The sequence below is a fragment of the Curtobacterium sp. ISL-83 genome (assembly GCF_018613895.1).
Classification (GTDB): Bacteria; Actinomycetota; Actinomycetes; order Actinomycetales; family Microbacteriaceae; genus Curtobacterium.
This window is the reverse complement of sequence record NZ_JAGGPH010000011.1, coordinates 63,572-88,908: the sequence shown is the minus strand read 5'-3', so window position 1 is coordinate 88,908 and position 25,337 is coordinate 63,572. Positions and strand designations below refer to the sequence as shown.

Sequence of the window (25,337 nt, the reverse complement as noted above, 5' to 3'; positions counted from 1 at the left end):
GAGCCACACCCTAAGCGCTCCCGCACCAGCAAGGAAGGGGTTAGTCCGTATGTCTAACCGGACAACGAAGGTCTCTCTGGTCGCGGAAGTCTCTGGCTACATCAGCGGCATGGACGCGGCGGCTCAAAAGACCCGCGAACTGGGGTCAGAGTCCGAAAAGCTCGGTCAGAAGCGAGAGGCATTCGAGGGGCTTGGCCGCGCCAGCCTCGCGTTCGGTGCCGTTGCCGCCGCTTCTGTAGGGCTCGCTGTCGCAAAGTACGCGGAGTTCGACGCGGCAATGTCGTCGGTGCAGGCCGCTACCCACGCGTCGGCCTCCGAGATGGGGAAGCTGCGAGAGGCCGCGATCGATGCCGGCGCTAAGACCGTCTTCACCGCTACCGAAGCGGCGAACGCGATCGAAGAGCTGTCGAAGGCGGGTATCCAGACCAGTGACATCCTGGGTGGTGGGCTCGCGGGTTCACTGAACCTGGCCTCCGCGGGCCAGCTGAAGGTCGCGGACGCAGCGCAGATCGCTGCAACGGCGATGACGCAGTTCAACCTCAAGGGCTCGCAGGTCCCCCACGTGGCCGACCTGCTCGCTGCCGGCGCTGGCAAGGCGCAGGGTGACGTCACGGACCTCGCGGCCGCGCTGAACCAGGGTGGCCTGGTCGCCTCGCAGGCCGGGTTCAAGATCGAAGAGACGACGGGCGTCCTCGCGTCGTTCGCGGCCGCGGGCTTGCTTGGCTCGGATGCTGGCACGTCGCTCAAGACCGCGATTCTCGCGCTCGAGAACCCGTCGACCAAGGCCGCGGCGACGATGCAGCAGTACGGCATCGACGTCTACGACTCGTCGGGCAAGATGCTGTCCTTCGGCGGGATCGCCGCCCAGCTCAAGGACAAGCTCGGCGACCTGACCGACGAGCAGCGGAACGCCGCCCTGGCGCAGATCTTCGGCAACGACGCTGTCCGAGCCGCGAACGTCCTCTACTCGAACGGCGCGAAGGGCATCTCCGACTGGACGAACAAGGTCAACGACAACGGGTACGCGGCTGAGACCGCTCGCCTCAAGCTCGACAACCTGAAGGGCGACGTCGAGAAGCTGGGTGGCTCGTTCGACACCGCCCTGATCCAGACCGGATCAGCCGCGAACGGCACCCTGCGGAACATCGTGCACAGCGCCACTTTCCTGGTCGACAAGGTCGGTTCGCTGCCCGGTCCGGTGCTCGCAGTGGGCGTCGCAGTGACCACACTGGCCGGCGGGTTTGCTCTGGTCGGTGGTGCTGCTCTCGTCGCCGTACCGAAGTTCGCGGCTTTCAAGGTGCAGCTCGGCTCGATGGGCATCAGCCTCAAGACTGCAGCGGTTCGCACGATCGGAGCCGGTGCGGCGTTCGCCGGACTATCGCTCGGCATCGGCGCACTCGTGTCCATGCAAGCTGAGGCCAGCGCAGCGACGGCAGAGCTCACCGAGACGCTTGACAAGCAGACCGGAGCGGTGACGAAGTACACCCGAGCTGCCATCGCAAAGCGCCTCTCGGACGGCGGCGAGTACGAAGCAGCCAAGAAGGCTGGCGTATCCCAGCGCGAACTGACCGACGCCGTCATCAAGGGCGGGTCTGCCCTCGAGGCGGTTCAGAAGAAGGTCTCCGGCCGGAACACCTTCGGCGGCATGTTCACCGGTGCGTCGTACGAGGCCGGTTTCGCGGAGATCAACATCGGGAAGGTCGCCGACTCCGTCAAGGACAGCAAGAAGGCGTTCGATGACCAGAAGGCTGCCAACGCCGATTCCGGTGCCGTCGCTCAAACCTCCGCCGAGCAGTACCAGGCAGAGGCGGCGAAGGTGTCGGATCTTTCGACTGAGCTTTCCAACCTGATCAACTCGCTCAACACGGCAAACGGCGCGAACCAGTCCGCGATTAGCGCCAATGCCGCTTACCAGGAGGCGCTTGCCGGGCTTTCCGACAAGGTTAAGCAGCAACGGGACAGCACAAAGGGATACTCGACGACCCTTGATGAAAACACCGCTATCGGTGCTGCAAATGCCGACATGCTTTCTGACATTGCGACCAAGGCGCAGGAGGCCGCGGCGAAGAATTTCACGGTCGACCAGTCAACGATGTCGGCGGACGCTGCGACGAGCAAGTACTCGAAGACCCTGGCTGAGCAGCGGCAGAAGTTCATGGAGTCCGCCACTGCCGCGGGCTTCAACAGCGACCAAGTCAAGGCGCTCGCGGACCGCGTCTTCCAGATGCCTTCCAAGAAGGACATCAAGGTGATCGCTGACACGGCTGCGGCGTCCGCTGGTATCGCCGGGGTGACGCGCGCAATGAACGCGCTCGGGTACAAGACGGTGACGGTGACTGCGAACACTGCCGATGCCGACACGAAACTGAACGCCCTCTACATGCGGTGGTCGGGCCGTCAGGTGAACATCATCGCGAACGTGACCGGCCCGGGAGCGGCAGCCGTCTCGACCGGGCACGTCGCGTACGCGGAAGGTGGCGCGGTTCACGGGCCCGGCACGGCAACGTCGGACTCGATCTACGCGCGCCTGTCGAACGGCGAGCACGTCCTGGATGCCCGGGACGTCGCCCTGATGGGCGGTCAAGCGGGCGTGTACGCCTTCCGCGCGGCGCTCGAGCGCGGGACGAGGCAGTTCGCGAACGGCGGCCAGGTGCAGCAGCAGACCTACGTGCCAACTCCCCCACAGATCGTCTACGCCCAGACGCCGGCCGCCGCCGGCTCCGGCGCGTCGTCCGTGTTCGCCCCGACGTTCGCGGCGTCCGGCGACACCCGACGCGACCTGGACGACGCGTGGTTCCTCTACAAGTCGAAGCTCCGAGGGGGTCGCTGATGCCAGGCGTTTGGAAACTGCAGTACCCCGGGACCGACGCGGCGTTCTCAGACGCGTCGGGGGTGTACCTGCGTGCGGCCCCCGACGTCGCTGACTACGACATCGCCACCGACGACACGGACAGTGCTCGAGCAGACGGATCGCAGGTCGGGCAGGACTTCCACGGCGGCAGGACGATCGGACTCACGTTCGGCGTCAGCGGATCGACCGAAGACGAGATGTGGGACCGGTACGGCGCGCTCTCCGAATGGTGGTCTGCGGACTCCATCCGGAACGTCCCGGGCGCACTCGCCGAGCTCATCTCCGACCGGGGCCGTTCCGCGTTCGGACGGCCCCGGAAGATCGCCCCGTCAGCCGTGAATCCGGAAGCCCGGATGATGACGGTCGAAGCGACGTTCCGGCAGGTCGACAAGATCTGGTGGGGAGCACCGGACACCCTGCAGGTGCCGTTCGCCATGACCCAGTCGGGTGGCCTCGTGTCACCGCTGAAGTCCCCTCTCGTCGCGCGGGGCTACACGTCGGCGCAGAACACGTTCACGGTCGACGGGGATGCCGCTACCTGGCCGGTCATCACGATCCGCGGGCCGGTGCTCAACCCGACGGTCGCGGTCGCTGGGGCGTTCACCTTCACCGCTGCGACGTCCCTGAAGTACGACGAGTGGCTGACGATCGACACCCGCCCGGGCCGGCAGACCGTACTCCGCAACGGCTCGCAGATCGCGTCGCTCACGCGTACTTCGTCGCTGCTCGCTGCAGCGTCGATCGCCCCGGGCTCGCACACGTTCACCCTTTCCGGCTCGTCCTCGACTGGTGCCCCCACGGCTCAGATCAGTTGGCGTTCCGCCTACACCGCCCCTTAGGAGGGTGCACGCAATGGCTCTTGATGGTGTCCCATGGTTCATCGGCGGCGACGCCGAACACGGCCCCGATGTCGCCCGTCAGCTCGCGTACCTCGCCACCGGCGGGAAGGAAGGTGTCGGGGGTCCCGGCGACCTGAAGGTAACGGCACTCGATGTCCCCGGCGGCGGGGTGAAGATCGCTGCCGGCGGCGCTTCCATCCTCAACCGGGTGGCGTCGCAGCAGTCCTACACGGCCCGCAACCCGGTCACCGACACGTCGGTGCAGATCGCACAGACCGGCTCAGGGTCGGGTCGTACGGACCTGGTCATCCTGCGAGTCGACAACCCCTACGTCGACTCCAACGCCCAGGCTCCCGCCGATGCGGCGAAGGGGCCCTACAACCGGTTCGACGTCATCGCAGGCGTCCCCGCCGGCACGAAGAGCGTGCAGGACATCCCGCAGTACGCAGGGCTCTCGGCGATCAATCTGGCCCGCATCACCCTGCCGGCATCGACGGGCACGGTGACCGCCGCCAACATCACCGATCTGCGGTCGCTCGCCAAGCCGCAGTCGGACCGGCAGATCGTCACCGGCACGATCGATGGCACCCGCGTGACGCTCTCGAGCGGCGCGTGGAGCACCTGGCCGATCAACCCGATCACCGGCATTCAGATCCCGTCCTGGGCGACGCACGCTGTGATCCGCATGGACACCACAATCCGGTTCGTGTCGGGGTCCGCGTACGCGAACTTCCAGGGCTTCCTGGGGCCGGCCGGAAAGTACGACGGCACCACGCAGTACGCCGACTCCCTGATTGACGCCACTACGGCGGCCGCAGGCGAGTACCGACAGCCGTTCATCGTGCCCTCGAACGGCTTGTGGCCGATCCCTGCATCTCTCCGGGGCACCACGGCACAGCTCACGTTTCGGGCGCGCGCGGCCAATGCGGGCGGCAACGGCGTGATCGGTTCGTCCTCCGAGGATTACTACTTCGCGGACATCACGTTCACCGAGCGCATCAGCTAGCAGGGGGCAACCGTGGCGGAACGATATGTCATCCAGCATGCTCTCACGAAGGAAGTCCTGTCCTACGACCTCAAGGGGGTCTCGAGGGGACCGCTCAAGCTGGCTCTCTCCGCGGTGGGCACCGTCGAACTTACGGTGGGCCCGGCAACAGCAACGGCTGTGGCGTCGGACGGAGCTCCGGTTTTCCAGGAGTGGGGCACGCTCGTCACCCTGGACGATGAGGGACAGATCCGGTTCCGGGGAATCGTCACCGACATGGACTACGACGGCTCCGATTGGAAGATCACCGTTTCGTCCATGGGCACCTACCCGTTCGGCCTGCCCTACGAGGGTGCCGTCTACTACGGCGCGAAGGTCGACCCGGCGGACATCGTCCGGCTGCTCTGGGACCACGTGCAGTCGTTCGCCGACTCCGACCTGGACGTGACGGTGACCGGCAAGACGAGTGTCCGGATCGGGACCTACTCGACGCAGAACAAGACGGACACGCTGAACGCCTACAACGCGGCCGTGGCGGCGTACAACGCAGCGAACTCCGACCTGAAGAAGCTGCGTGACGTCGTCACGAACTCGCGCAAGCGGTACTCGGACCTGGTCACCACACGGACGAACGCCTCGAAGGCGCTCACCGCCGCGAAGAAGACCAAGAACGCCGCGAAGATCGCAGCCGCGCAGACGACGTACAACCAGTCTGTCGACAACGCCAAGGCACAGCAGACCGTCATTGACCAGCAGTCGGCGTCGGTCGATGCGCAGGCGAAGGTCGTGGCGTCGAAGAAGGCAGCGAAGGACGCGGCGTACAAGCTCAAGGTCGCAGCGTCCAAGGCCGTGAAGGACGACGGCGGCGCGTACGAGCTCCTGCCGTGGGAGGCACCCGACTGCGGCTCGAAGATCAAAGAGCTCGCTGACTCCACGCCGTTCGACTGGTACGAGAAGCACAGCTGGGCGGGTGACACCCCGCAGACGCAGATCGTCATTGCGCACCCTCGCGTCGGCCGGCGGCTCTCCGGTGATGGGGCTCCGCTGTTCCAGCAAGGCGTCAACATCACGGTCGCACTCGACCCGTCGACCAGCGGCGAGGACTTCGCGAACGCAGCGTACGGCGTCGGCGCAGGAGAGGGCGTCGGAGCGATCCGGCGGTCCATCACGAAGCGGAACGGCAAGCTCCGCCGAGTGGCCGCGTTCCAGTCCAAGGACATCAAGACGGCGCAGGCGATGGACACCAAGCTGCGCGCGGAGCTCGAAGCGCGTCTGGACACGCTCGCGGTGTCTCGCATCGTCGTCTCGAACCACCTTAACTCGCCACGCGGGTCCTACTCGCTGGGCGACGACATCTACGTGCAGGGCCAAGTCCCGCACTACGGCCCATTCGGGCTCTGGCACCGCATCGTCGGCATCGCAGAGAACGAGGACGGCTCCACCGAGCTGGACCTGAAGCGGTCCGACTCGTTCACCTACGGACAGGGAGTTGCTGAATGACGGCCGTACCCCCGGAAGCACTCGCCAGTCTCCTGGTCGACTACGAACGTCGACTGAAGGCCCTCGAGCGCGCAACCCAGCTGAGCTCGTCCACCGTCGGGGACGACGTCGACACCGCCGCCGCGGTCGACGACGTCGTCCTGGACGCGGTCGTGTCCAACGACGCGGTCCCGGACCTGCAGGACGACGTCGCAGACGGCAACCAGGGCGTCACGGACCTGCAGGCCACGCTCGCGGCTAGCCAGGAGCTCCTGGACGCCCTCTTCGACGATGCCGCACAGGATCTGTCGGACGCGCGGGACGACATCGCAGAGGCCCAGCAGGCGCTTTCCGACGCGTTCGACCAGCGCATCGACGGTGTCTCGGGCGATGTCACGACGGCGATCACTGCCGCCGGCACGGCGCAGCAGTCCGCCGAGTACGCGCGGGACCTGGCGAACCAGGCGAACACCCTCGCGGGCACAGCGAACAGCGCCGCATCGGACGCGAACGCTGCAGCTCTCGCGGCATCCGGCCTCGCTGCCTCGAAGGGGCAGGTCATCGTCCAGCCGTCTGCTCCGACTGGGACCCGGGCGGGCCCGGCGAACCTGTGGATCAACACCACGGCGGACGCGAACGGGAACCCGAAGAACCAGCCGAACCGGTACAACCCCGATACGGCGAAGTGGGAGCCGATCACTGACCAGAAGGTGATCGATGCCGCAGCGACCGCTGCTGCCGCGAACACCCTCGCAGCGTCTGCATCGACTGCTGCCGGCAACGCGCTGACTGCCGCCGGTACGGCTCAGACGACCGCCGACAACGCCAAGGCTGCCGCAGCGTCCGCGCAGACCACAGCCGACACCGCTAAGACGAACGCGGCCACCGCGCAGACCGCCGCGGACGCTGCTCGAGCTCGTGCCGACGCGCTCGTTGCCCAGGCCACGAACGTGATCCTGGACCCGTCATTCGAGGACACGAGCCTGTGGACGCTCCCATCCCGCTTCACGTTCGCCACCGACCAGATCCACGCCGGCACACGGTCAGTGAAGGTCACGGCGAACGCGGCGCAGCAAGCGCTCGACTTGCTCCGCGGCAAGCTCGTCTCCGTGCAGCCCGGGCAGGTCTGGCGTGCTCGCGCGTGGCGGTTGACGTCGTCCGACTACAACGGGACCGCGGCGAACGGGAAGCTGCGCCTTGCAGACCAGTCGGGGAACTCGATCGGCGCTGCATCGTGGAACGTGACGGGCGCATGGGCCTACGTCGACATCGTCTACACGGTGCCGGCGTCCGGCGTCACCGCGCTTGGGCTGACAGCATCTGCGGACCACACCGTCGGCACGCTCTGGCTTGACGACGTCGAGCTGAAGAACATCACCGACGCGAAGCAGGCACTCGACGCGGCCGGCACTGCGCAGCAGACGGCTGACACGGCGAAGACGAACGCTCAAACCGCGCAGACGACCGCAGACGCTGCGAAGACGGCCGCGACGACGGCGCAGACGACGGCCGACGCGGCGAAGACCGCCGCGGCCACAGCGCAGTCGACGGCGGACACGGCGAAGACGAACGCTGCGACTGCCCAGAGCACGGCGGACGGCGCGAACACGGCAGCCCTGAACGCTGCTGGGATCGCGAACGCCAAGGGCAAGGTCATCGTGCAGGTGTCAGCCCCGACTGGTGCGAACGCTGCAGCCGAGAACCTGTGGATCGACGTCAGCAACAACGCGTCCGGAGTGCCGAAGAACACCCCGAACCGCTGGAACCCGACAACGTCGAAGTGGGAGGTCATCACCGACCAGAAGGCGGTCGACGCGGCAGCCGCAGCCGCCACCGCGCAGAGCGCAGCAACGACGGCGAAGACCGCGGCAGACGCCGCCCAGTCAACGGCGGACGCCGCGAAGACCGCAGCTGCGACTGCGCAGACCACGGCGGACACGGCGAAGACCAACGCGGCGACGGCGCAGAGCACTGCTGATGGGGCAAACAGCCAGGCACTTGCTGCGGCTGGGATCGCCAACGGCAAGGGCAAGGTGATCTACCAGGCCACTGCGCCGACGGGCGCTAACGCGGCGACGTCGAACCTCTGGATTCGCTCGAGCGACAACAAGCCCTTCACCTACGACGGCACGAACTGGAACGCGGTCACCGACAAGGCTGCGACGGACGCGGCTGCCGCCGCCGCAGCAGCGAACACGGCAGCTCAGAACGCAGCGAACGCGGCGACCGCAGCGCAGGCGACAGCGGACGGGAAGCCGCTGATCCTGTTCTCCACCAGCGGGCCGTCCGGCACTGCACCGACGGGGTCGACCTGGTTCCAGGTCAACACCGCGCAGTCCGTGATCGGGTACTGGCAGCAGACCGGCACCGTCGCATCGCCAACGTGGACCGCACGGCCGATCGCCTCCGATGTGATCGCGAACCTCGACGTCGGCAAGCTGACGGCAGGGACGGCAGCCATCGCGCAGGTCGTCGCGCAGAAGATCGCCGCGAGCACCGCGACGTTCCAGACCGTGAACGTCGCGAACCTGTTCGTCACCGACAGCGCGACCATGCAGCAGGCCGTTATCGACTACCTGTTCGTGAACGTCGTGCAGGCGAAGAAGATCACCGCCGACATGATCGACGTCAACAGCCTCAACGGCGTCACGCTCACGGGCACGATCCTGCAGACCGCCGCGAGCGGGAAGCGCGTCGTGCTCGGCTCGAACGTGCTCAAGTTCTACGACGACAACGGTCTGGCCTCGGGGCAGGTTGAGGGGACGAACTACGGCGGTTCCCGATCGCAGATGCTGTTCACGAGCGCCGGCTATTCGGTGCGTATCGGTCCTCAGGATCTGCCCGTGGCTGGCACTGCCGGGTTCTACACGGCGAGCGCCTACCTCGGCGAGCTCTGGGTTGATCACCTCTACGACTCGGGCACCAACGCGCGGTACCTGAAGACGATCGGCGGCACTGCCACGCACTCGGCGTCGATCGGTACTGGTTCGTTCGGCACGGGGCTCGTCATCACGTTCCCGTCTGGGACGTTCACGACGGCACCGTTCGTGCAGATCACCTCGGGCAACTCGCGTCTGAACGTCGCCGCGGCGAACGTCTCGGCTACGGGGTTCCGGATCGACTCGGGCAACTTCTCGGGCGCGACGGCGAATGGGCCGATCACGTTCTGGTGGACCGCTACAGGTAGCTGACAAGAGAGCAGGGCAAGCGAATGACAGAAACAGCAATCGTCAGCGATGGCGAGAACCCCAGCTACCCCGGGACGACGGTCGGGATGCTCATGCAGCAGCGCGACTCAGCACTGGGGAGTGCCGCCAGCGCTCGAGAGGCTGCGGCTCGCTACCTGCAGCTGGCGAGCGACAACGAGGCGCGCGCCGCTGGGCTCCAAGAGGCCATCGACGCGATGGGCGGCGACCAGCCAATGCTGCCCGCCGACCCCGCACCCGGATCGGCATGACGCCCCGCACCACCCCAACACTCACCCTGAGCCGCCCCTAACCCGGGCGGCTTCTCTCATGAAGGGAGGACCGATGGGGTTCTCAGTAGGACACTCGTCGCTCGGCGAGCTCGCGGGTGTCGAGCAGTTCGTGTCGACGCCGATGGTCGCCGAGCAGGTGTCGTCGCTCGCGTACGAGTTCGACACGCAGTACCCGGGCGCTCGAGCCCGCGGCGACCGGCTGACCGTGAACGAAGGCATCCGGTCCCGGGCCCGCATGCGGATGCTCCGCGCCGCGTGGGAGCAGTACCAGCGCAACGGCACCCCCTGGGCCGCACTCGCAGCGGCGCTCTACTACTCCACCCACCGGGAGGAAATCGGCACGGCGCTGGACTTCGGCATCACGCAGAAGGACGGCACCAATCGGGCGATGACCCCTGACGAGGCCGCATGGGTCCACGCACGCGGCGAGCGCCGCGGGATCGTCTGGACCGGTCGCCTCTTCAACCCGCAGGAGCAGTGGCACCACAACGGCGGGTACGCGTACAGCGTTGCGCCGATCACAGGCGTGAACCGTCCCGGAGCGCGCCTGTTCACCGACAAGACGCCGGCCAAGCCGGCACCGATCCGAAGGGACCCTGACGACATGCAGGTGCAGTGGAACGACAAGCACACGAAGGCTCTCATCCTCGCTGGTGGGAAGCACACCGTCATCGACAAGACGACACCCGACAAGAACGACGTCGACTGGCTCGGGCAGGTGAAGCTCTGCGAGCGCGTGGCCCGCACGAACCCGGCGGACTCCTACGCGGGCGGCATGAACGACTCGCAGCACGCCGTCGTCCGGGCGATCCTGCGATCGATGGAGGGCTGACGCATGAACATCGACAACACCCTGCTGCAGAAGTACGCGCCGGCGCTCCTGTCCGCGCTCGTCCTCGTCGTCCCCGCCGTCGACGTGCTCGCGAAGAACCCGACACCCATCGCGGTGCTGCAGTTCCTCGCACTCGTCGTCACGACGGCCACCACGTTCCAGCTGCGATCGCCGTGGAAGCAGACCGCCGAGTGGGTCGGTGTGGGCGTCGCCGCGGTGCTGCCCCTCGCCATCACGGGCGAGGTCACGTGGGCCAACTGGGCACTCGTCGCCGTCGCCGTCGTGAAGGCCGCCGCCGCCCACCTCGGCGTCGCGATCCGCAAGGACGACACGCTCGACGCCCGCACCGCTGCACCTGGTGTCCCGGCGATCATCACGAGCCTCCCCGCGGCCGCGATGCCGGTCAGCGATGCGATCGTGGTGGGCGACGGCCTGTCGGACCCGGGGAACACGAGCATCCCAGAGCCGGACGTGCCGCGGCATCTCGCTCGTGCCGGCGACTGATCCGTGATCGCACCGACGGGGGTGGCACCCATGGCGCTACTGCAGTACCTCGCGAGTGCCGCCCCCAGCCTCAGCCCCGACTTCTGGGGGTGGCTCAGCGGCACCCTGTCCGTCTCCGATGTGATCTCCGGCAGCGGCTTGGCGTTCATCGTCGGGCTCTTCGCCACCCGCAAGATCCTGACGATCGCCGACCACCGGGCACGCGTCGCCGACCTCGAGAAGTACTACGGGGCGCTGCTCAAGGAGAAGGACGACAGCGCCACGGCACTCGCGGCAGCGAAGGATGCCCGGTACGACGAGATGCGCGAGTCACGGAACTACTGGCGTGAAGCGCACAACGAGCAACGCACCCGAGCCGAGAAGGCGGAGGACGGCGTGCGCGAGTTCGCGGACGAGTACGCGAAGCTCTCCAACCACCTGCTGGGCTCCATCGAGCAAGCCGCCGGGGGTTCGTCATGAACGAGCAAACCGCAGGACGAGACGAAGCACGCCGCGCCCGCGACGAAGCACGGACCGCGTCACACCGCATCGACATGCTTCTCGAGAGCATCCGGAGCGGTCCACTCGCGCAGCTGCGTGAGAAGCGCGAAGAGAACCACTTCGCGGACAAAATGCGAACGATCATCCGAGGGGGGAACTGATGGACGCATGGTTCAACACGTGGGCCACCGTGCCCGCCACCGTAGCGTGCGTGTTCGCGCTGCTGACAGCGCTGCTGTACGGCATCGGCTCGGGCTGGTACAGGTCACTGCTCGGCGTCGTGTTCCTCGGCCTGTTCGTCGGCACGATCCCGGTGTTCCTGCTGGTGCTACTCCGCCGGGTCGCATCGACGATCGCCGCGGGCGGCCCGTCCTCGTCTGGTGACGGCTTCGGGCTCGCGGCGTTCGTCGTCTACCTGTTCGCTGCCGTGGTCTGGGTCGCTGTCTTCCTGACGATCCTCCGCGAGCGCCGCGAGGACCACACCCCTGTCCCGCCCATCGATAAGCGCAAGCGCCGACACGAGCGCTGACATGAAAACCGCCCACCCGCGTACATGCGGGTGGGCGGTTTTCGTCGTTGTGACGGCGGGGCTTCATGCTCCTGCGAAGAACGCCGTTGGGCCGGTTCCATCGACGTACGTGACCGACCAAGTGCCATGGGCGACAGCAGCAGCCGGGACCTGTGCACAGACCAATACCGGGTGGGTCGCACCGCCGTACATGGTGCCCGCCTCCTGCAGCGATGTGTCTGCGAGCACGCCGCAAGGCTGATTGATCGTGGGATAGCTGTTCCCGTCCGACCCGACGTAGGCCACAGTAAGCGACTGACCCGGATCGGCTCCACCCGCGTCCGCACTCTTCGCGAGGCTCACGTTCGCGGTGCCAACCACGTCCGAGTAGCCGGCCTTCGGCTCCGTGTTGAACTGGTTGACCTGGTGCACCTCAGCCCACGCATCGCCGTTCGTGCCCGTGAAAGTCACGCTCCACACCGACGCCGGGTCGTACTTACCTGGCGCACCCTGAGGGAACGGGTTACCTCTCGTCCCGAGTGCCGACGCTGGGGTAGTTGGCGTCGGGGTGGGGGTCGACGTTGGCGATGCGCTCGGCGCGCTGATGGTGGTCGGAGCAGGGGAGCCTTTGGCGGGGCCACTCCCCGCAGCTGAACAGCTTGCGAGCGCGAGGGATGCGACCACGCAGAGGGTCGCGCCGAGAATCTTCACAGGTTGATGATAGGTCAGGTCTGGGCAGGAGAACACGCACCCCGTTCGGGTGGTGCCTGCATACGAGGACGCCCCCTCACTGTTGGTGCAGTGAGGGGGCGAGAGTCAAACCAGCGCCGCCCCATCATGGGACGGCTCGTTTAGTGCTGCGGTCGCGAGCTGCTGAGCTCGCTGGTGCGACACCTCGAGGACCAGTCCGATCTCACGGTAGGTGAGACCGTCCTGCTTGAGTACGGCGGCCGACTGGGCTGATTCGAATGCGGCCTGCGCCTGGATGCGCGCGGCCTGCGCATGAAGTTCACGCGCCTGGTTGATGTGATCTTTGACGGTGCTGGGGATGACGATGTCGACGGAGACGTCGAACGAGTCTTCGGCGACCTCTTTGGTGGCGGCGATCATGTCGCGCGCTGTTTCCTCGACAGAGGTGAGGCGGGTCGCCTGGCTATATCCGACTCCGGGAACGTCGATGGCCCAGAACTTGCCTTCGCGATGGACGTGCACGTCGTACGTGCTGCGGGACTTCATGTTGCCTCCGGGTGGTGCGGTCTCTTCAATGTGGTGGGGACTAGCGAAGCGGAACTGCTGGGTCGGGGTGCGGGCCGGAGGCCCTGGGGCGTTACCCCAGGGCTTCCGCAACCTGCTGCAAGATCTTTTTGGCGGTGTAGTCGTTCACCTCCCGGTGGCGCGGGATGGGGATGGACTGTTCGTTGACCTTCCAGATCTCATGCTTGCCCTGCCTGTGCAGGTGGCAGTCGCGGCCACGGTCGGCAGCCATGCTCTTGATCTGGTCGAGGAGTTCCGTTCGCTTCATGATGACAGTCTAGGGCAGTCTTGCCAACCTTGTCAAGACCGCTCTTGCCTAATACATCCGGCAGGAATCCATAATCACTCTCGCGTCAGCCACTGCTCAAGCTCGGCCCGCTGGTACCGGACGACTCGGCCGCGTTTGGAGAAGCGCGGACCGGAGCCAGAGGACCGCCAGTTCGCGAGAGTCTTGACGGAAACACCAAGCAGCGCGCCCGCTTCGGCGGAAGACACCATGTCGCCGGGGTCGAGCACCGGGGCCGGCGGTTCGCACGAACACATGTGCTCGCTCAGTGCCTTCTGGACCTCGTCGCGGATCAGGGCTCGCAACGCCTGATCGAGTGTCTGCACCTCATCGCCTCCGGCTCGGACTGCTTGACCCGTTGTGTGCACTTCTGTGTGTACTAGGGCTGAAAAAGCCCCGGTCAACTGCGATGCGATATCGCGGTTGACCGGGGCTTTTCTATCGAGCCGCCTATCAGAATCGAACTGATGACCTATTCATTACGAGTGAATCGCTCTACCGACTGAGCTAAGGCGGCGGACGCTCCGTTCCCGGAGCGGCACGGGTCACGACTATACAGGTTCAGACGAGCGAACGCGAAACGAGCGATCCGAGCTCGGCGAAGGAGCGTTCGAGCTCGTCCACCAGGTGCGGAGCGCCCTCGGCATCCGACCACTCCCACCACGCGTGACGCAGGGTGGCGAGGGCGACGAGGGACGCGAGCCGCGCTCGGCGGGCGAGCCCAGCCGGGTCCGTCGGCCCAGTCGAGCCCGCCGGATCGGCGCGCTGCAGCCGCTCGGTCACCGCCCGCTCGATCTCCGCCTGGAACTCCTTCATCGACTCCATGCGACGACTGAACAGCTCGGGGTTCGCGCGGAGGACGACCTGCCGCTCCTCGATGAGCGCACGTTCCTCGATGAGCTCACGGGTCGAGTGCACCAGCAGCACGCCGAGGTCGGGCAGCAGGTCACCGGACGGCAACCCGGCGACGAAGTCGGTCAGGGCGCCGTCCTCCGGCAGGCGGGGGTCGTCGCCGAGGATCGCCTGCTCCTTGTTCGGGAAGTAGTTGAAGAACGTCCGCGGTGAGACGTCCGCGCGCCGGGAGATCTCGTCGACGGTGACCGCAGCGAGACCGCCCTCGGTCGCGATGCGGAGCGCGGCCTGCTGGATGGCGAGTCGTGTGGCGCGGCGCTTCCGCTCGCGCAGGCCGGGTTCGGCGTCGGACATGTCGCGATTCTCCCATGCCGGGATGACCGGGAGGCTGTTGGTTGCGTCCGCGGGCACGATGCGGTCAGCGCGCGGCGCGCGCGACCGTGACGAGCAGGGCCTCGAGCGCGAGGAGCGCCGCGACGTTCGCGGTGATCCGCTGCCGGGCCAGCGCAACGGCGTCGAGCACCTCGAGCGCTGCTGCGGGGGGCACCGAGGGCAGCGCCCGCTCGAGGGACTCCTGGATCGCCAGGTTCACCGGCTCGCTCGGTGCCCCGAGGCCGAGGAGCAACAGGTCCCGGTACAGGGACGAGATGTCGACCAGGATCCGGTCGAGTCCGTCGCGGAGGCTCCGGGTCGCGCGGCGCTTCTGGTCTTCTTCCAGACCCCGGAGCTGCGAGCGGAGCGCGGGTGGGATCGTGCCGCCGGGCTCGATCCCGAGCGACCGGAGGGCGGCGTCGCGTTCCTCCGAGTCACGCTGTTCGGTGATGGCCTTGGCGTCCTCGTCCGCGACGGCGAGCAGGTCCGCCGCCGCCATCACCGCGTCGCCGACCGTCCGCACCCCGAGCACCGTCGTGAGGGTCCGGCGTCGTCGGTCCCTGGCGTCCGCGCTCGTCGCGAGTCGCTGTGCCATCCCGATGTGGCTCTGCGCCTGTCGGGCGGCATCGGTCGCGAGTGCCCGGTCGACCCCGGTGCGCGCGACGATCAGGTCGGCGACCGAGTCGATGCCGGGCACCCGGAGCCGGACCGACCGCACGCGCGACCGGATCGTCGGCAGGAGGTCGGCTTCGCTCGGGGCGCAGAGGATCCACACGGTGCGCTCGGGTGGTTCCTCGAGCGCCTTGAGCAGCAGGTTCGAGGTGCGCTCGGTCATGCGGTCGGCGTCCTCGATGATGACGACGCGGTAGCGGCCGACCGAGGGCGAGTAGTACGAGGACGTGACGAGCTGCCGGATCTCGTCGATGGTGATGATGACCCGCTGGGTCGTCAGGACCGACACGTCGGGGTGCGTCTTCGCCGTGATCTGTCGCAGGGTGTGGTCGTCGTCCGGCCCGTCACCGACGAGCGCTGCGGCGAACGCGGTCGCCACGTTCGAACGGCCCGATCCCGGCGGGCCGGTGATGAGCCAGGAGTGCGTCATCCGACCCGTGCCGTCCGGGGACTCTGCGGCGTTCCGGAGCGACGCGACCGCTTCGTCCTGTCCGGTCAGTCCGTCCCACACGCTCACGAGGTCATCCTGCCAGTCGCCACCGTCATGCCGCCGCGATGCCGATGAGTCGCGCGACGGCCGTGCGGATCGATCGCTGGACGTCCTCCGCGGGGGCAGCTGCGTCGACGACCAGGAACCGATCCGGTTCGACGCGGGCCATCTCGAGGAACGCCTGACGGACGGTCTCGTGGAAGGCCGCCGCCTCGGACTCGAGCCGGTCGAAGGTGTATCCCCGAGCGGCCGCCACACGCGCCCGCCCGACCGTGACGTCGAGGTCGAGCAGGATCGTGAGGTCCGGCGTCAGGTCGTCGGCGGCCCAGTCGGACACCGAGCGGATCTGCTCCGCCCCGAGGCTGCGACCGACCCCCTGGTACGCGACGGACGAATCGATGTAGCGGTCCTGCAGCACGACGTCGCCGCGGGCGACCGCGGGTCGCACGACGGTCTCGACGTGGTGTGCGCGATCCGCGGCGTAGAGGAGCGCCTCGGCTCGCGGGGACACGTGCCCGCGTTCGTGCAGGACGATCTCACGGATGCGGAGCCCGAGGTCCGTGCCCCCGGGCTCCCGCGTCCGCACCACGGCTCGGCCGTGTTCCGTGAGCCAGGTCTCGAGCATCGCCGCCTGCGTGGTCTTGCCCACGCCGTCGCCGCCCTCGAGCGTGATGAAGCGTCCGGTCACTTCTTCTTCGCTGCGGTCCGTCGTGCGGGGGCCTTCTTCTTCACGGGCCCCTTGGCACGCTTGTCGGCGAGCAACTGCACGGCACGCTCGAAGTCGACCGTCTCGATGTCCTCACCACGCGGGATCGTGGCGTTCGTCTCCCCGTCGGTGACGTACGGACCGAACCGGCCGTCCTTCATCTTGATCGGCTTGCCGGAGACCGGGTCGGCTTCGTACTCCTTGAGCGCGGAGCTCGCGGCGCGGCGGGCTCCGTACTTCGGCTCGGCGAACAACGCGAGGGCCCCGGCGAGGTCGACGTCGAAGATCGCGTCCTCGCTCGGCAGGGTCCTGGTGTCGGTCCCCTTCTTCAGGTACGGACCGTAGCGGCCGTTCTGGGCGCTGATCTCCTCGCCCGACTCCGGGTCCTGTCCCACCGTGCGGGGCAGGTCGAGCAGCTTGAGCGCGGTCTCCAGGTCGATCGACTGCGGGTCCATCGACTTGAACAGGGACGCGGTGCGCTCCTTCGGCGCCGCGGCCTTCTTCGTCGTCTTCTTCGGGGCGGCCTTCGCAGCAGCCGCCTTCGTCGTGGCGGCCTTCGTCGTGGCGGCCTTCGTCGCCTTCGCGGCAGCAGCCGTCGTGCCCGTGGCCGTCCCGGTGGCGGAGTCGGCCACACCGGTGTCCGCAGCAGGGTCGCTCGCGGCAGGATCGATGACCTCACCCGTGGCGGGGTCGACGGTGGGCTCGGGTTCCGGGGTGCGCTCGGTGACGTACGGTCCGAACCGGCCGTCCTTCGCCAGGACCTCTTTGCCCGTCTCGGGGTTCACGCCCACCACGCGATCGCTGACGACCGGAGCCTCGACGAGTTCACGCGCCTTCTCGGTGGTGAGTTCGTCCGGGGCCAGGTCCTCGGGCACGTTGACGCGGCGCGGCTTCTCCGGGTCGTCGCTCGGGGTCTCGATGTAGGGGCCGTACCGCCCGATGCGCAGGGTCAGACCGGGCGCGAGCTCGACGGAGTTGATCTCGCGGGCGTCGATCTCACCGAGGTTGTCGATGACCGTCCGCAGGCCGCGCTGCTCGCCACCGCCGAAGTAGAAGTCCTTCAGCCAGTCGACACGGTCCTCTTCACCGTTCGCGATGCGGTCGAGGTCGTTCTCCATGCTGGCCGTGAAGTCGTACTGCACGAGGTCGCCGAAGTAGTCCTCGAGCAGCCGGACCACGCTGAACGCGATCCAGTTCGGCACGAGTGCGCTCCCGCGCTGCGTGACGTACCCGCGATCCATGATCGTCGAGATGATCGCGGCGTAGGTGGAGGGCCGTCCGATGCCGAGCTCTTCGAGGGTCTTGACCAGGCTCGCCTCGGTGTAGCGCGGGGGCGCCGAGGTGTCGTGCCCCTTCGCCTCGACGTCGGAGACCCCGAGGTGGTCGCCCTCGGTGACCGGGGGGAGCTTGGCGTCCGCCGAACCGTCGCCGCTGGTGTGGCGGTCCTCGTCGCGGCCTTCCTCGTACGCGTTCAGGAACCCGCGGAAGGTGATGACCGTCCCGGAGGCCGTGAACTCGGCGTCGGTCCCACCGGCGGTCGACGGGATGCCCTCCACCGCATCGGCGGAGGTGATCCCGAGCACCACGGAAGCCGTCGAACCCTTGGCGTCCGCCATCTGCGACGCGACCGTGCGCTTCCAGATGAGGTCGTAGAGCTTCCAGTCGTTGCCCCGGAGCACACCGTTCATCTCGGACGGCGTGCGGAAGGTGTCACCCGCGGGGCGGATGGCCTCGTGCGCTTCCTGCGCGTTCTTGCTCTTGCCGGCGTAGGTGCGCGGCTTGTCCGGGATCGTGTCCGAGCCGTAGAGCGCGGCGGCCTGCTTCCGGGCGGCCGTGACCGCCTGCTGCGAGAGCGACGCGGAGTCGGTTCGCATGTAGGTGATGTGGCCGTTCTCGTAGAGCGACTGGGCGACGCTCATCGTCTGACGCGCCGAGAAGCGGAGCTTGCGCGCGGCCTCCTGCTGCAGCGTCGAGGTCGTGAACGGGGCGGCCGGGCGGCGCGTGTACGGCTTGGAGTCGACGCTGCGCACGACGGCATCGCCGGCGTGCTCGAGCACGGTCGTCAGCGCCGCGGCCGACGCCTCGTCGAGCCGGACCACGTCACCACTGATGGCGCCGCGGTCGTCGAAGTCCCGACCGGACGCGACGCGGGTGCCCTGGATCCGTGCGAGCTTCGCGGTGAACGCGCCCTCGTCGCCCTTCTCGAACCGCGCGGCGAGGTCCCAGTAGTTCGCCGAGACGAAGGCCAGGCGCTCGCGCTCCCGGTCGACGACGAGACGGGTGGCGGCCGACTGCACGCGACCGGCAGAGAGACCGGGGCCGACCTTCCGCCAGAGCACCGGCGAGACCTCGTACCCGTAGAGACGGTCGAGGATGCGGCGGGTCTCCTGGGCGTCGACGAGCGCGGTGTCGAGCTCGCGGGTCGCTTCCTGGGCGCGCTGGATCGCTTCCTTGGTGATCTCGTGGAACACCATGCGCTTGACGGGCACCTTCGGCTTCAGCACCTGGAGCAGGTGCCACGCGATGGCTTCGCCTTCGCGGTCCTCATCAGTTGCGAGGTAGAGCTCGTCGGCGTCCTTCAGGGCTCGCTTGAGCTCCGACACCGTCTTCTTCTTCGCGTCGGACACGACGTAGTAGGGCTCGAAGCCGTTGTCGACATCGACCGAGAACTTGCCGAGCGGGCCCTTCTTGAGCTCTGGCGGCAGGTTCTTCGGCTCGATGAGGTCACGGATGTGTCCGACGGACGCCTGGACTTCGTATCCGTCACCGAGGTATTGCGCGATCGTCTTCGCCTTCGCGGGGCTCTCGACGATCACGAGCTTCTTCGTGCCTGGCACGTGTCTCCTTGATCGATGGTGCTGGTCGGCCCTGGACCACGAGCGCGTCCGGATCGACCGGGGCATCGATGACCGGGGGCCGACAGGCACACCATACACATAGTGTTCGGGCTGGCCGTCCGACGGACCGGCCACCGCGCGTGCGCCCGCGGCGAACGGCCCGTCCCCGACGACCACACGGACCCGCGCCCGCCCGTCCCCGAGCTCGCAGGCCAGGACGGTGGCGCCGTCAGCCGACGCGACGCGGCGCGCGGTCGCACACGGGTCGCCGGGAACGAGCCCGATCGCCGCCGCGGCGGCCGCCATCGCCGCAGCATCCGCAGCGGCCTGGGCACGCACCATCGCCGAGCGGTTCGCGGCGCCGGTCAGTGCGGCCGACACGACGAGCACCCCCGCCCCGAGCACGACGGCCATCACGACCGACACCGCCCCACGCTCGCTCCGGCGTCGGGAACGAGGGTCCGCGTCGGACACCGGCCGCCGAGGGTCCCCGTCGGACACCGGCCGCCGCCGAGGGTCTGCCTGCAGCAGCGGTGTCATCGTCCACCCTCGGCAGCGCACGAGGTGGCCCGGACCCGCAACCCGGCGAACGGCCCGGCAGCGTGTCGTTCGGCTTCGACGCACACGAGGCCGTCCGCGTGCCACGTCCGCCGGGTGGCGCCGGGCGCGATCGCGGCGAACGCCTCTGCCGCGGTCGCGTCCCCCCGACCGAGCGCTCTGGCCGTGGTGGCGGCAGCGAGTTCCAGTCGCCCCCGCCCGTCGACCACCACCACGGCGCCGAGCAGCACGACGAGCACCAGGACGACCGCGGGGAGCACGACCGCGAACTCCACTGTCACGGCACCGCGCTCCCCGCAGCGGTCGTGGCCAGGGGTCACAACGACAGCGCGCCACGGACGAGGTCGGTGAGGATCGACTGCACCTCGCCCGAGCGCATCACCGCGACCAGGACCCCGGCGAACGCGACCGCCGCCAGGATCACCACGGCGTACTCGGCGGTAGCCGAACCACGGTCGTCGCCGAGTCCGGCCCGACGGCCGTCTCCGCGCGCATCGGCCTGCGGACGTGCCCCCGCGTCCGTGGTCCTTCCGCCCCCGGTCCGGTGCCGGTCGTGGTGGACGTCAGTGCTCGTGCTCGTGCTCGTGCTCGTGCTCATCGGTTGGTCCCTTTCTCTTGGTGTGCCTTCGGCGTCGGAACCCAGCGTGGCGCTGGCGAACCTCCCGCTCCTCGCCCGATCGAGCATCTGTGGAGCGTTCACGGCAGACCGCCCGCGGTGGAGGAGAAGACCCCGACCACGACCGGGACGACCCCGACCAGCACGAAGGCGGGCAGCACGCAGACCCCGAGCGGCACCACGAGCCGCACGGCGAGCTGCTCGGCCGCCGCGAGCCCGGCCGCAGCCGCGTCGTCACGCACGTCCTCCGCGGCCGCCCGGAGCAGTCCGGCCGCCGGCACACCGGCGCGTTGCGCGAGGGACAGTGCCTCGTGCAGCCGTTCACGCTCCACGTCACTGGTCGAAGGGGCCCGACCGTCCTCGTCCGTTCGCCCGGCCACACCACCATCGCCGCCCGCACCCGCGCCGCCGAAGCCGACACGGACCGCAGCAGCCGCACTCGACCACGAGCCACCCCCGGACACCGCGATGGCCCAGGCGTCCAGCAGGACCCCCGGGATCCGCCCGTCGGGCGTCGCGGCCCGGACCATGCGGGCGGTCCACCCGCGCGCGACGAGGACGAGCACCGCCGCCGCGACCGAACAGGCCCACCCGACCGGTGTTCCCAGCAGGACCTCGACGGCTCCCGCGCCCCACGAGGACCCGAGCACGAGCCCGAAGAGCGGCAACGCGAGCACCACCCGGGCACTCGCACGCGGGCCGGCGAGGGCGACGCGCACCGCCCGATCGGACGCCGCGGACCGCCGCATCGCTCCGGCGAGCGCTCGGAGCGCACTCGCCGTCGGCGCGCCGGTCACCTCGGCCACGCGGAGGACCGCCGCCACGTCATCCCACGCGGGAGCCCCGGTGGGCGCGCGACGCGACGACCGGGAAGGTGTCCTGGCTGCGGACCCGCCGCCCGCCGGCGGCCACCCTGCGGATCGGGCCGCAGCCGACCGTGGCACGCGCCCGGTCGACAACCCCGCCGGCAGACCACCGACGAGCTCCCACGCGCGGCCTGGCGGGACTCCCGACGCGACCAGGGTCGCGACCCGGTCGAGCATCCGCGCGCCCGATGCGCCGTCCACCGCGGGACGAGCACGCGAACCCGCGCCGGCAGCCCCGGTCACCCGACCAGCGAGCAACCCAGCAGCACGCGCACCACGAGCACGAGCACCAGCACCAGCACCAGCACCAGCACCAGCACCACGACCAACGCCAGCACCCGCCTCCACCCGTCCGCGCGACACCCCCGATCACCGCAACCCGTCGACGCGACGGACGTCGAGCCTCCCGTCCGGGCGCGTCCGCAACTCCCCCACCTGCGTGAGCCGTCGCCGACCACCCCGGCGCTCGAGGTGCAGGACCAGGTCGAACGCACTGACCGCCTGCCGAGCGAGCGCCGTCGGGTCCAGCCCGGCGAGCGCACCGAGCGCCTCCAACCGTGCCCCGACATCGTCGATCCCGTTCGCGTGCAGGGTCCCCGCCCCACCGTCGTGTCCGGTGTTGAGCGCGGACATGAGCTCGCGGACCTCGGCACCGCGGCACTCCCCCACCACGAGCCGGTCGGGACGCATCCGCAGGGCTTCGCGGACCAGGCGGTCGAGCCCGATCGCGCCGGCGCCCTCCGCGTTGGCCTGCCGGGCCTCGAGCGCGACGACGTGCGGGTGGGCGACGCGGAGTTCGGCGACGTCCTCCACGGTCACGATGCGCTCGTCGGCCGGGACGGCGGACAAGATGGCGCCGAGCATCGTCGTCTTCCCGCTCGCGGTCGCACCGGTCACGAGCACGTTGCGCCGCTCCCGCACGGCGCGGTCGACGACCGATCGGGGCACACGAGCGAAGACGCCGCCGCGCTCGAGGACGTCCAGGGTCGGCCGCTCGGGACGCGGCAGCCGGATCGAGACGGCCGTGCCGTGCACCGAGACCGGTGCGAGGACCACGTGCACCCGGATGCCGTCACCGTGCCGCACATCGGCGCAGGGCGTGGTCTCGTCGACGTGTCGTCCGCCGCGGGCGACCAGGCGTGTCGCCAGGTCCCGCGCCCGTTGTTCCGAGAGTCGTGGCCCGACCGCCTGCAGCCCCGCCCCGCGGTCGACCCAGGTGCCGACGCCCCCGAGGACCAGGACGTCGGTGACCGCACCGTCCGCGACGAGCACGGCGAGTTCCTCGAACTCGTCTGCTGCGAGGTCGCGGGGGCGAGCGGGTGATCTCGTACCCGGCAGGAACGGCGGCGTGGCGCGGTGACGGTGCATGACGGCCGACCGTACTGACGGCCGCACGCGTCGCCGCGCCCTCAGGAGTCTGCTGTGCAGAACGCTCCGCATCCCCACCAACGGGCACGTTTGTACCCCATCGTGATCACGCGTACCCCACAGCGCGTCAGAATTCGTACCACCCGCGTACGGTCTGGCCACGATGACCGGCGCGACGAGCGGAGATCGAACCGGGTGCGCGGACCCGACCGTCCGACCGAGCGACTTCATGCGCCCACATGGACCGGTCTGTCCACTCTTCGGCGAGAACATGCGGATCGCGCGGCAGACCTGACCGGCGCGAGGCTCCGTGGTAACGGATCTCGACCGGGAAAACAGAAGAGGCGGCACCGGTTGGGGGGAACAGGTGCCGCCTTGACAACGGGGGATTGGGGGGAATCCGATCCGATGCCGCCGGAAACGAGTCCAGCAAGATCTACTGTACCCCACGAAGCGCCCCGGTGGGCAACCCCGACACGCGATGCGGCTGTCCGGACGAGGGGTAGTCTCCGACTGCACCCAGCGGCCGCAACGACGCGAAAGGACACCGATGTCCACTCCGACCCAGACCGAACCCCGTCACGAGGACGGCCCGACGTTCCCGCCGACGCCCGAGTTCGTCGCGGACGCGGTCGCCCACGAGGACCTGCACGAAGCCGCCACCGCCGACCGCGAGGCGTTCTGGGCGCAGCAGTCCCGCGACCTCCTGGAGTGGCGGACTCCCTTCACGCGGACGCTCGACTGGTCGGGCGCGCCGTTCGCGAAGTGGTTCGACGACGGGACGCTCAACGTCGCGGAGAACTGCCTGGACCGGCACGTCCGCGCGGGCAACGGTGACCGGGTTGCGATCCACTTCGAGGGCGCCCCCGGCGACACCCGGCGCATCACGTACGCCGAGCTGACGGCCGAGGTCCAACGCGCGGCCAACATGCTGACCGACCTCGGGGTGGAGCAGGGCGACCGGGTCGTCGTCTACCTGCCCCTGATCCCCGAGGCCGTCGTCACCATGCTCGCGATCGCCCGCATCGGCGCGATCCACTCCGTCGTCTTCGGCGGGTTCAGCGCAGAGAGCCTGCGCGCACGCATCGAGGACGCGGGCGCGAAGCTCGTCGTGACGGCCGACGGCGGATGGCGCCGCGGCGCGGTCTCCCCGCTGAAGCCCGCCGTCGACGAGGCGCTCGCGGGCGAGGGCACCGACAGCGTAGAACACGTCCTGGTGGTCAAGCGCGGCGGCAACGACGTCGACTGGCACGACCGTGACCTGTGGTGGCACGACGAACTCGCGAAGGCCGCGCCCGAGCACGTCGCCGAGGCCTTCCCCGCCGAGACCCCCCTGTTCATCCTGTACACGTCGGGCACGACCGGGAAGCCGAAGGGCATCGTCCACACGTCGGGCGGCTACCTGACCCAGGCGGCGTACACGCACCGGAACGTGTTCGACATGCACCCGGAGAAGGACGTGTACTGGTGCACGGCCGACATCGGGTGGGTCACCGGGCACTCCTACGTCGTCTACGGCCCCCTGGCGAACGGCGTGACCCAGGTCCTCTACGAGGGCACGCCGGACGAGCCGAAGCCCGGCCGCTGGTGGGACATCGTGGACGCGTACGGCGTCACGGTCCTCTACACGGCCCCGACCGCGGTCCGCGCCGCGATGAAGGCCGGACGCGCGATCCCGGAGGCGCGCAGCCTGGAGACGCTCCGCCTGCTCGGCAGCGTCGGCGAGCCGATCAACCCCGAGGCCTGGCACTGGTACCGGCAGGTCATCGGCCACGACCGCACCCCGATCGTCGACACCTGGTGGCAGACCGAGACGGGCGCCATCATGATCTCGGCACTGCCCGGCGTCACGAAGCTCAAACCGGGCGCAGCACAGACGCCCCTGCCCGGCATCGTCGCCGAGATCGTCGACGACGAGGGCAACCGCACCGAACCCGGTGCCAGTGGCTACCTCACGATCACCGAACCGTGGCCGTCGATGGCCCGCGGCATCTGGGGTGACCCGGACCGGTTCGTCGAGACGTACTGGTCGCGGTTCCCCGGCCGGTACTTCGCCGGTGACGGCGCTCGCCTCGACGGCCAGGGCGACATCTGGGTGCAGGGCCGCGTCGACGACGTCATGAACGTGTCCGGCCACCGACTGTCGACGGCCGAGATCGAGTCCGCGCTCGTCGGCCACGAGGGCGTCGCCGAGGCAGCCGTCGTGGGTGCCGCCGACGAGACCACGGGGCAGGCGGTCGTCGCGTTCGTGATCCTCACGACCGAGGCGGCCGCAGGAGTCGACCGCGACGCCGCAGCCGCCGAACTGCGTGCCTGGGTCGGGACGCGCATCGGCGCGATCGCGAAGCCCCGGCAGGTCGTGGTCGTCCCCGAGTTGCCGAAGACGCGGTCCGGCAAGATCATGCGTCGCCTCCTCCGCGACGCGGCCGAGGGGCGTCGCATCGGCGACACGACCACGCTGGCGGACCCGACGATCATGGCGACCATCGCGGAACTGATGTAGT

The 25,337-nt window shown here is 68.9% G+C and carries 23 protein-coding genes and 1 tRNA gene; 11 read left to right on the top strand and 13 right to left on the bottom strand.

Features of this window, described 5'->3' with window-relative positions; translation table 11 throughout:
* Positions 1 to 49 precede the first annotated feature (49 nt).
* The 10 genes from J7E22_RS10560 (at position 50) to J7E22_RS10515 (ending at position 11,977) form a co-directional block, all read left to right on the top strand.
* Positions 50 to 2,830, top strand: a complete 2,781-nt coding sequence (locus tag J7E22_RS10560; RefSeq protein ID WP_214981689.1) for a phage tail tape measure protein — start codon at positions 50 to 52, stop codon at positions 2,828 to 2,830.
* A complete protein-coding gene (locus tag J7E22_RS10555; protein WP_214981688.1) occupies positions 2,830 to 3,690 on the top strand; it encodes a phage tail family protein in 861 nt (286 codons plus the stop codon). Before J7E22_RS10560 ends, J7E22_RS10555 begins: the two co-directional genes overlap by 1 nt.
* 13 nt (positions 3,691 to 3,703) lie before the next feature.
* Positions 3,704 to 4,696, top strand: a complete 993-nt coding sequence (locus J7E22_RS10550) for a hypothetical protein (RefSeq protein WP_214981687.1) — start codon at positions 3,704 to 3,706, stop codon at positions 4,694 to 4,696.
* 12 nt (positions 4,697 to 4,708) lie between these two features.
* A complete protein-coding gene (locus J7E22_RS10545) occupies positions 4,709 to 6,175 on the top strand; it encodes a hypothetical protein (RefSeq protein ID WP_214981686.1) in 1,467 nt (488 codons plus the stop codon).
* Positions 6,172 to 9,345 carry a hypothetical protein gene (locus tag J7E22_RS10540; RefSeq protein WP_214981685.1) on the top strand — a complete coding sequence of 1,058 codons (3,174 nt, stop codon included), beginning with the start codon at positions 6,172 to 6,174 and terminating at the stop codon, positions 9,343 to 9,345. The genes J7E22_RS10545 and J7E22_RS10540 overlap by 4 nt, the downstream gene beginning before the upstream one ends.
* A gap of 20 nt (positions 9,346 to 9,365) precedes the next feature.
* Positions 9,366 to 9,611 carry a hypothetical protein gene (locus J7E22_RS10535; protein ID WP_214981684.1) on the top strand — a complete coding sequence of 82 codons (246 nt, stop codon included), beginning with the start codon at positions 9,366 to 9,368 and terminating at the stop codon, positions 9,609 to 9,611.
* Between the two features lie 73 nt (positions 9,612 to 9,684).
* A complete protein-coding gene (locus J7E22_RS10530; RefSeq protein WP_214981683.1) occupies positions 9,685 to 10,464 on the top strand; it encodes a hypothetical protein in 780 nt (259 codons plus the stop codon).
* A gap of 3 nt (positions 10,465 to 10,467) precedes the next feature.
* Positions 10,468 to 10,968, top strand: a complete 501-nt coding sequence (locus J7E22_RS10525; RefSeq protein ID WP_214981682.1) for a hypothetical protein — start codon at positions 10,468 to 10,470, stop codon at positions 10,966 to 10,968.
* Between the two features lie 30 nt (positions 10,969 to 10,998).
* Entirely contained in the window at positions 10,999 to 11,427 is a 429-nt protein-coding gene (locus tag J7E22_RS10520) for a hypothetical protein (RefSeq protein ID WP_214981681.1), read from the top strand.
* A 181-nt stretch (positions 11,428 to 11,608) separates the two neighbouring features.
* Positions 11,609 to 11,977, top strand: a complete 369-nt coding sequence (locus J7E22_RS10515; RefSeq protein ID WP_214981680.1) for a hypothetical protein — start codon at positions 11,609 to 11,611, stop codon at positions 11,975 to 11,977.
* 63 nt (positions 11,978 to 12,040) lie between these two features.
* On the opposite strand, the gene J7E22_RS10510 is transcribed toward J7E22_RS10515, so the two are convergent.
* From J7E22_RS10510 to J7E22_RS10450, 13 genes are all read right to left on the bottom strand, one after another.
* Entirely contained in the window at positions 12,041 to 12,427 is a 387-nt protein-coding gene (locus tag J7E22_RS10510; protein WP_214981679.1) for a hypothetical protein, read from the bottom strand.
* 345 nt (positions 12,428 to 12,772) lie between these two features.
* Entirely contained in the window at positions 12,773 to 13,192 is a 420-nt protein-coding gene (locus J7E22_RS10505; protein ID WP_214981678.1) for a hypothetical protein, read from the bottom strand.
* Between the two features lie 91 nt (positions 13,193 to 13,283).
* The gene (locus tag J7E22_RS10500; protein ID WP_214981677.1) at positions 13,284 to 13,478 is read right to left on the bottom strand and encodes a hypothetical protein; all 195 of its coding nucleotides are present in this window, start codon (positions 13,476 to 13,478) and stop codon (positions 13,284 to 13,286) included.
* 74 nt (positions 13,479 to 13,552) lie between these two features.
* Positions 13,553 to 13,822: a helix-turn-helix domain-containing protein gene (locus J7E22_RS18250; protein WP_308159221.1), complete on the bottom strand. Its 270-nt coding sequence runs from the start codon at positions 13,820 to 13,822 to the stop codon at positions 13,553 to 13,555.
* Between the two features lie 118 nt (positions 13,823 to 13,940).
* A tRNA-Thr gene (locus J7E22_RS10490) sits at positions 13,941 to 14,013 on the bottom strand.
* 44 nt (positions 14,014 to 14,057) lie between these two features.
* A complete protein-coding gene (locus tag J7E22_RS10485) occupies positions 14,058 to 14,702 on the bottom strand; it encodes a TetR/AcrR family transcriptional regulator (RefSeq protein WP_214981676.1) in 645 nt (214 codons plus the stop codon).
* Positions 14,703 to 14,766: 64 nt separating this feature from the next.
* Positions 14,767 to 15,909: a DNA polymerase III subunit delta' gene (locus tag J7E22_RS10480; protein ID WP_214981675.1), complete on the bottom strand. Its 1,143-nt coding sequence runs from the start codon at positions 15,907 to 15,909 to the stop codon at positions 14,767 to 14,769.
* A 25-nt stretch (positions 15,910 to 15,934) separates the two neighbouring features.
* Positions 15,935 to 16,570 (bottom strand): dTMP kinase, encoded by a 636-nt coding sequence (gene tmk / locus J7E22_RS10475; RefSeq protein ID WP_214981674.1) that lies wholly within the window; start codon positions 16,568 to 16,570, stop codon positions 15,935 to 15,937.
* Positions 16,567 to 19,425: a type I DNA topoisomerase gene (topA, locus tag J7E22_RS10470; protein WP_214981859.1), complete on the bottom strand. Its 2,859-nt coding sequence runs from the start codon at positions 19,423 to 19,425 to the stop codon at positions 16,567 to 16,569. The genes tmk and topA overlap by 4 nt, the downstream gene beginning before the upstream one ends.
* Before the next feature lie 536 nt (positions 19,426 to 19,961).
* On the bottom strand, positions 19,962 to 20,264 hold the full coding sequence (locus J7E22_RS10465) for a TadE family type IV pilus minor pilin (RefSeq protein WP_214981673.1): 303 nt from the start codon (positions 20,262 to 20,264) through the stop codon (positions 19,962 to 19,964).
* Between the two features lie 35 nt (positions 20,265 to 20,299).
* Complete coding sequence (locus tag J7E22_RS17625; protein ID WP_251008980.1) at positions 20,300 to 20,581, bottom strand: DUF4244 domain-containing protein; 282 nt, start codon at positions 20,579 to 20,581, stop codon at positions 20,300 to 20,302.
* A 98-nt stretch (positions 20,582 to 20,679) separates the two neighbouring features.
* A complete protein-coding gene (locus tag J7E22_RS10455) occupies positions 20,680 to 21,423 on the bottom strand; it encodes a type II secretion system F family protein (protein WP_214981672.1) in 744 nt (247 codons plus the stop codon).
* A 411-nt stretch (positions 21,424 to 21,834) separates the two neighbouring features.
* Positions 21,835 to 22,833, bottom strand: coding sequence for a CpaF family protein (locus tag J7E22_RS10450; protein WP_214981671.1), 999 nt, complete (start codon positions 22,831 to 22,833; stop codon positions 21,835 to 21,837).
* Between the two features lie 550 nt (positions 22,834 to 23,383).
* On the opposite strand from J7E22_RS10450, the gene acs reads away from it, so the two are divergent.
* Positions 23,384 to 25,336, top strand: a complete 1,953-nt coding sequence (gene acs, locus J7E22_RS10445; protein WP_214981670.1) for an acetate--CoA ligase — start codon at positions 23,384 to 23,386, stop codon at positions 25,334 to 25,336.
* The last annotated feature ends 1 nt before the right edge of the window (position 25,337 follow it).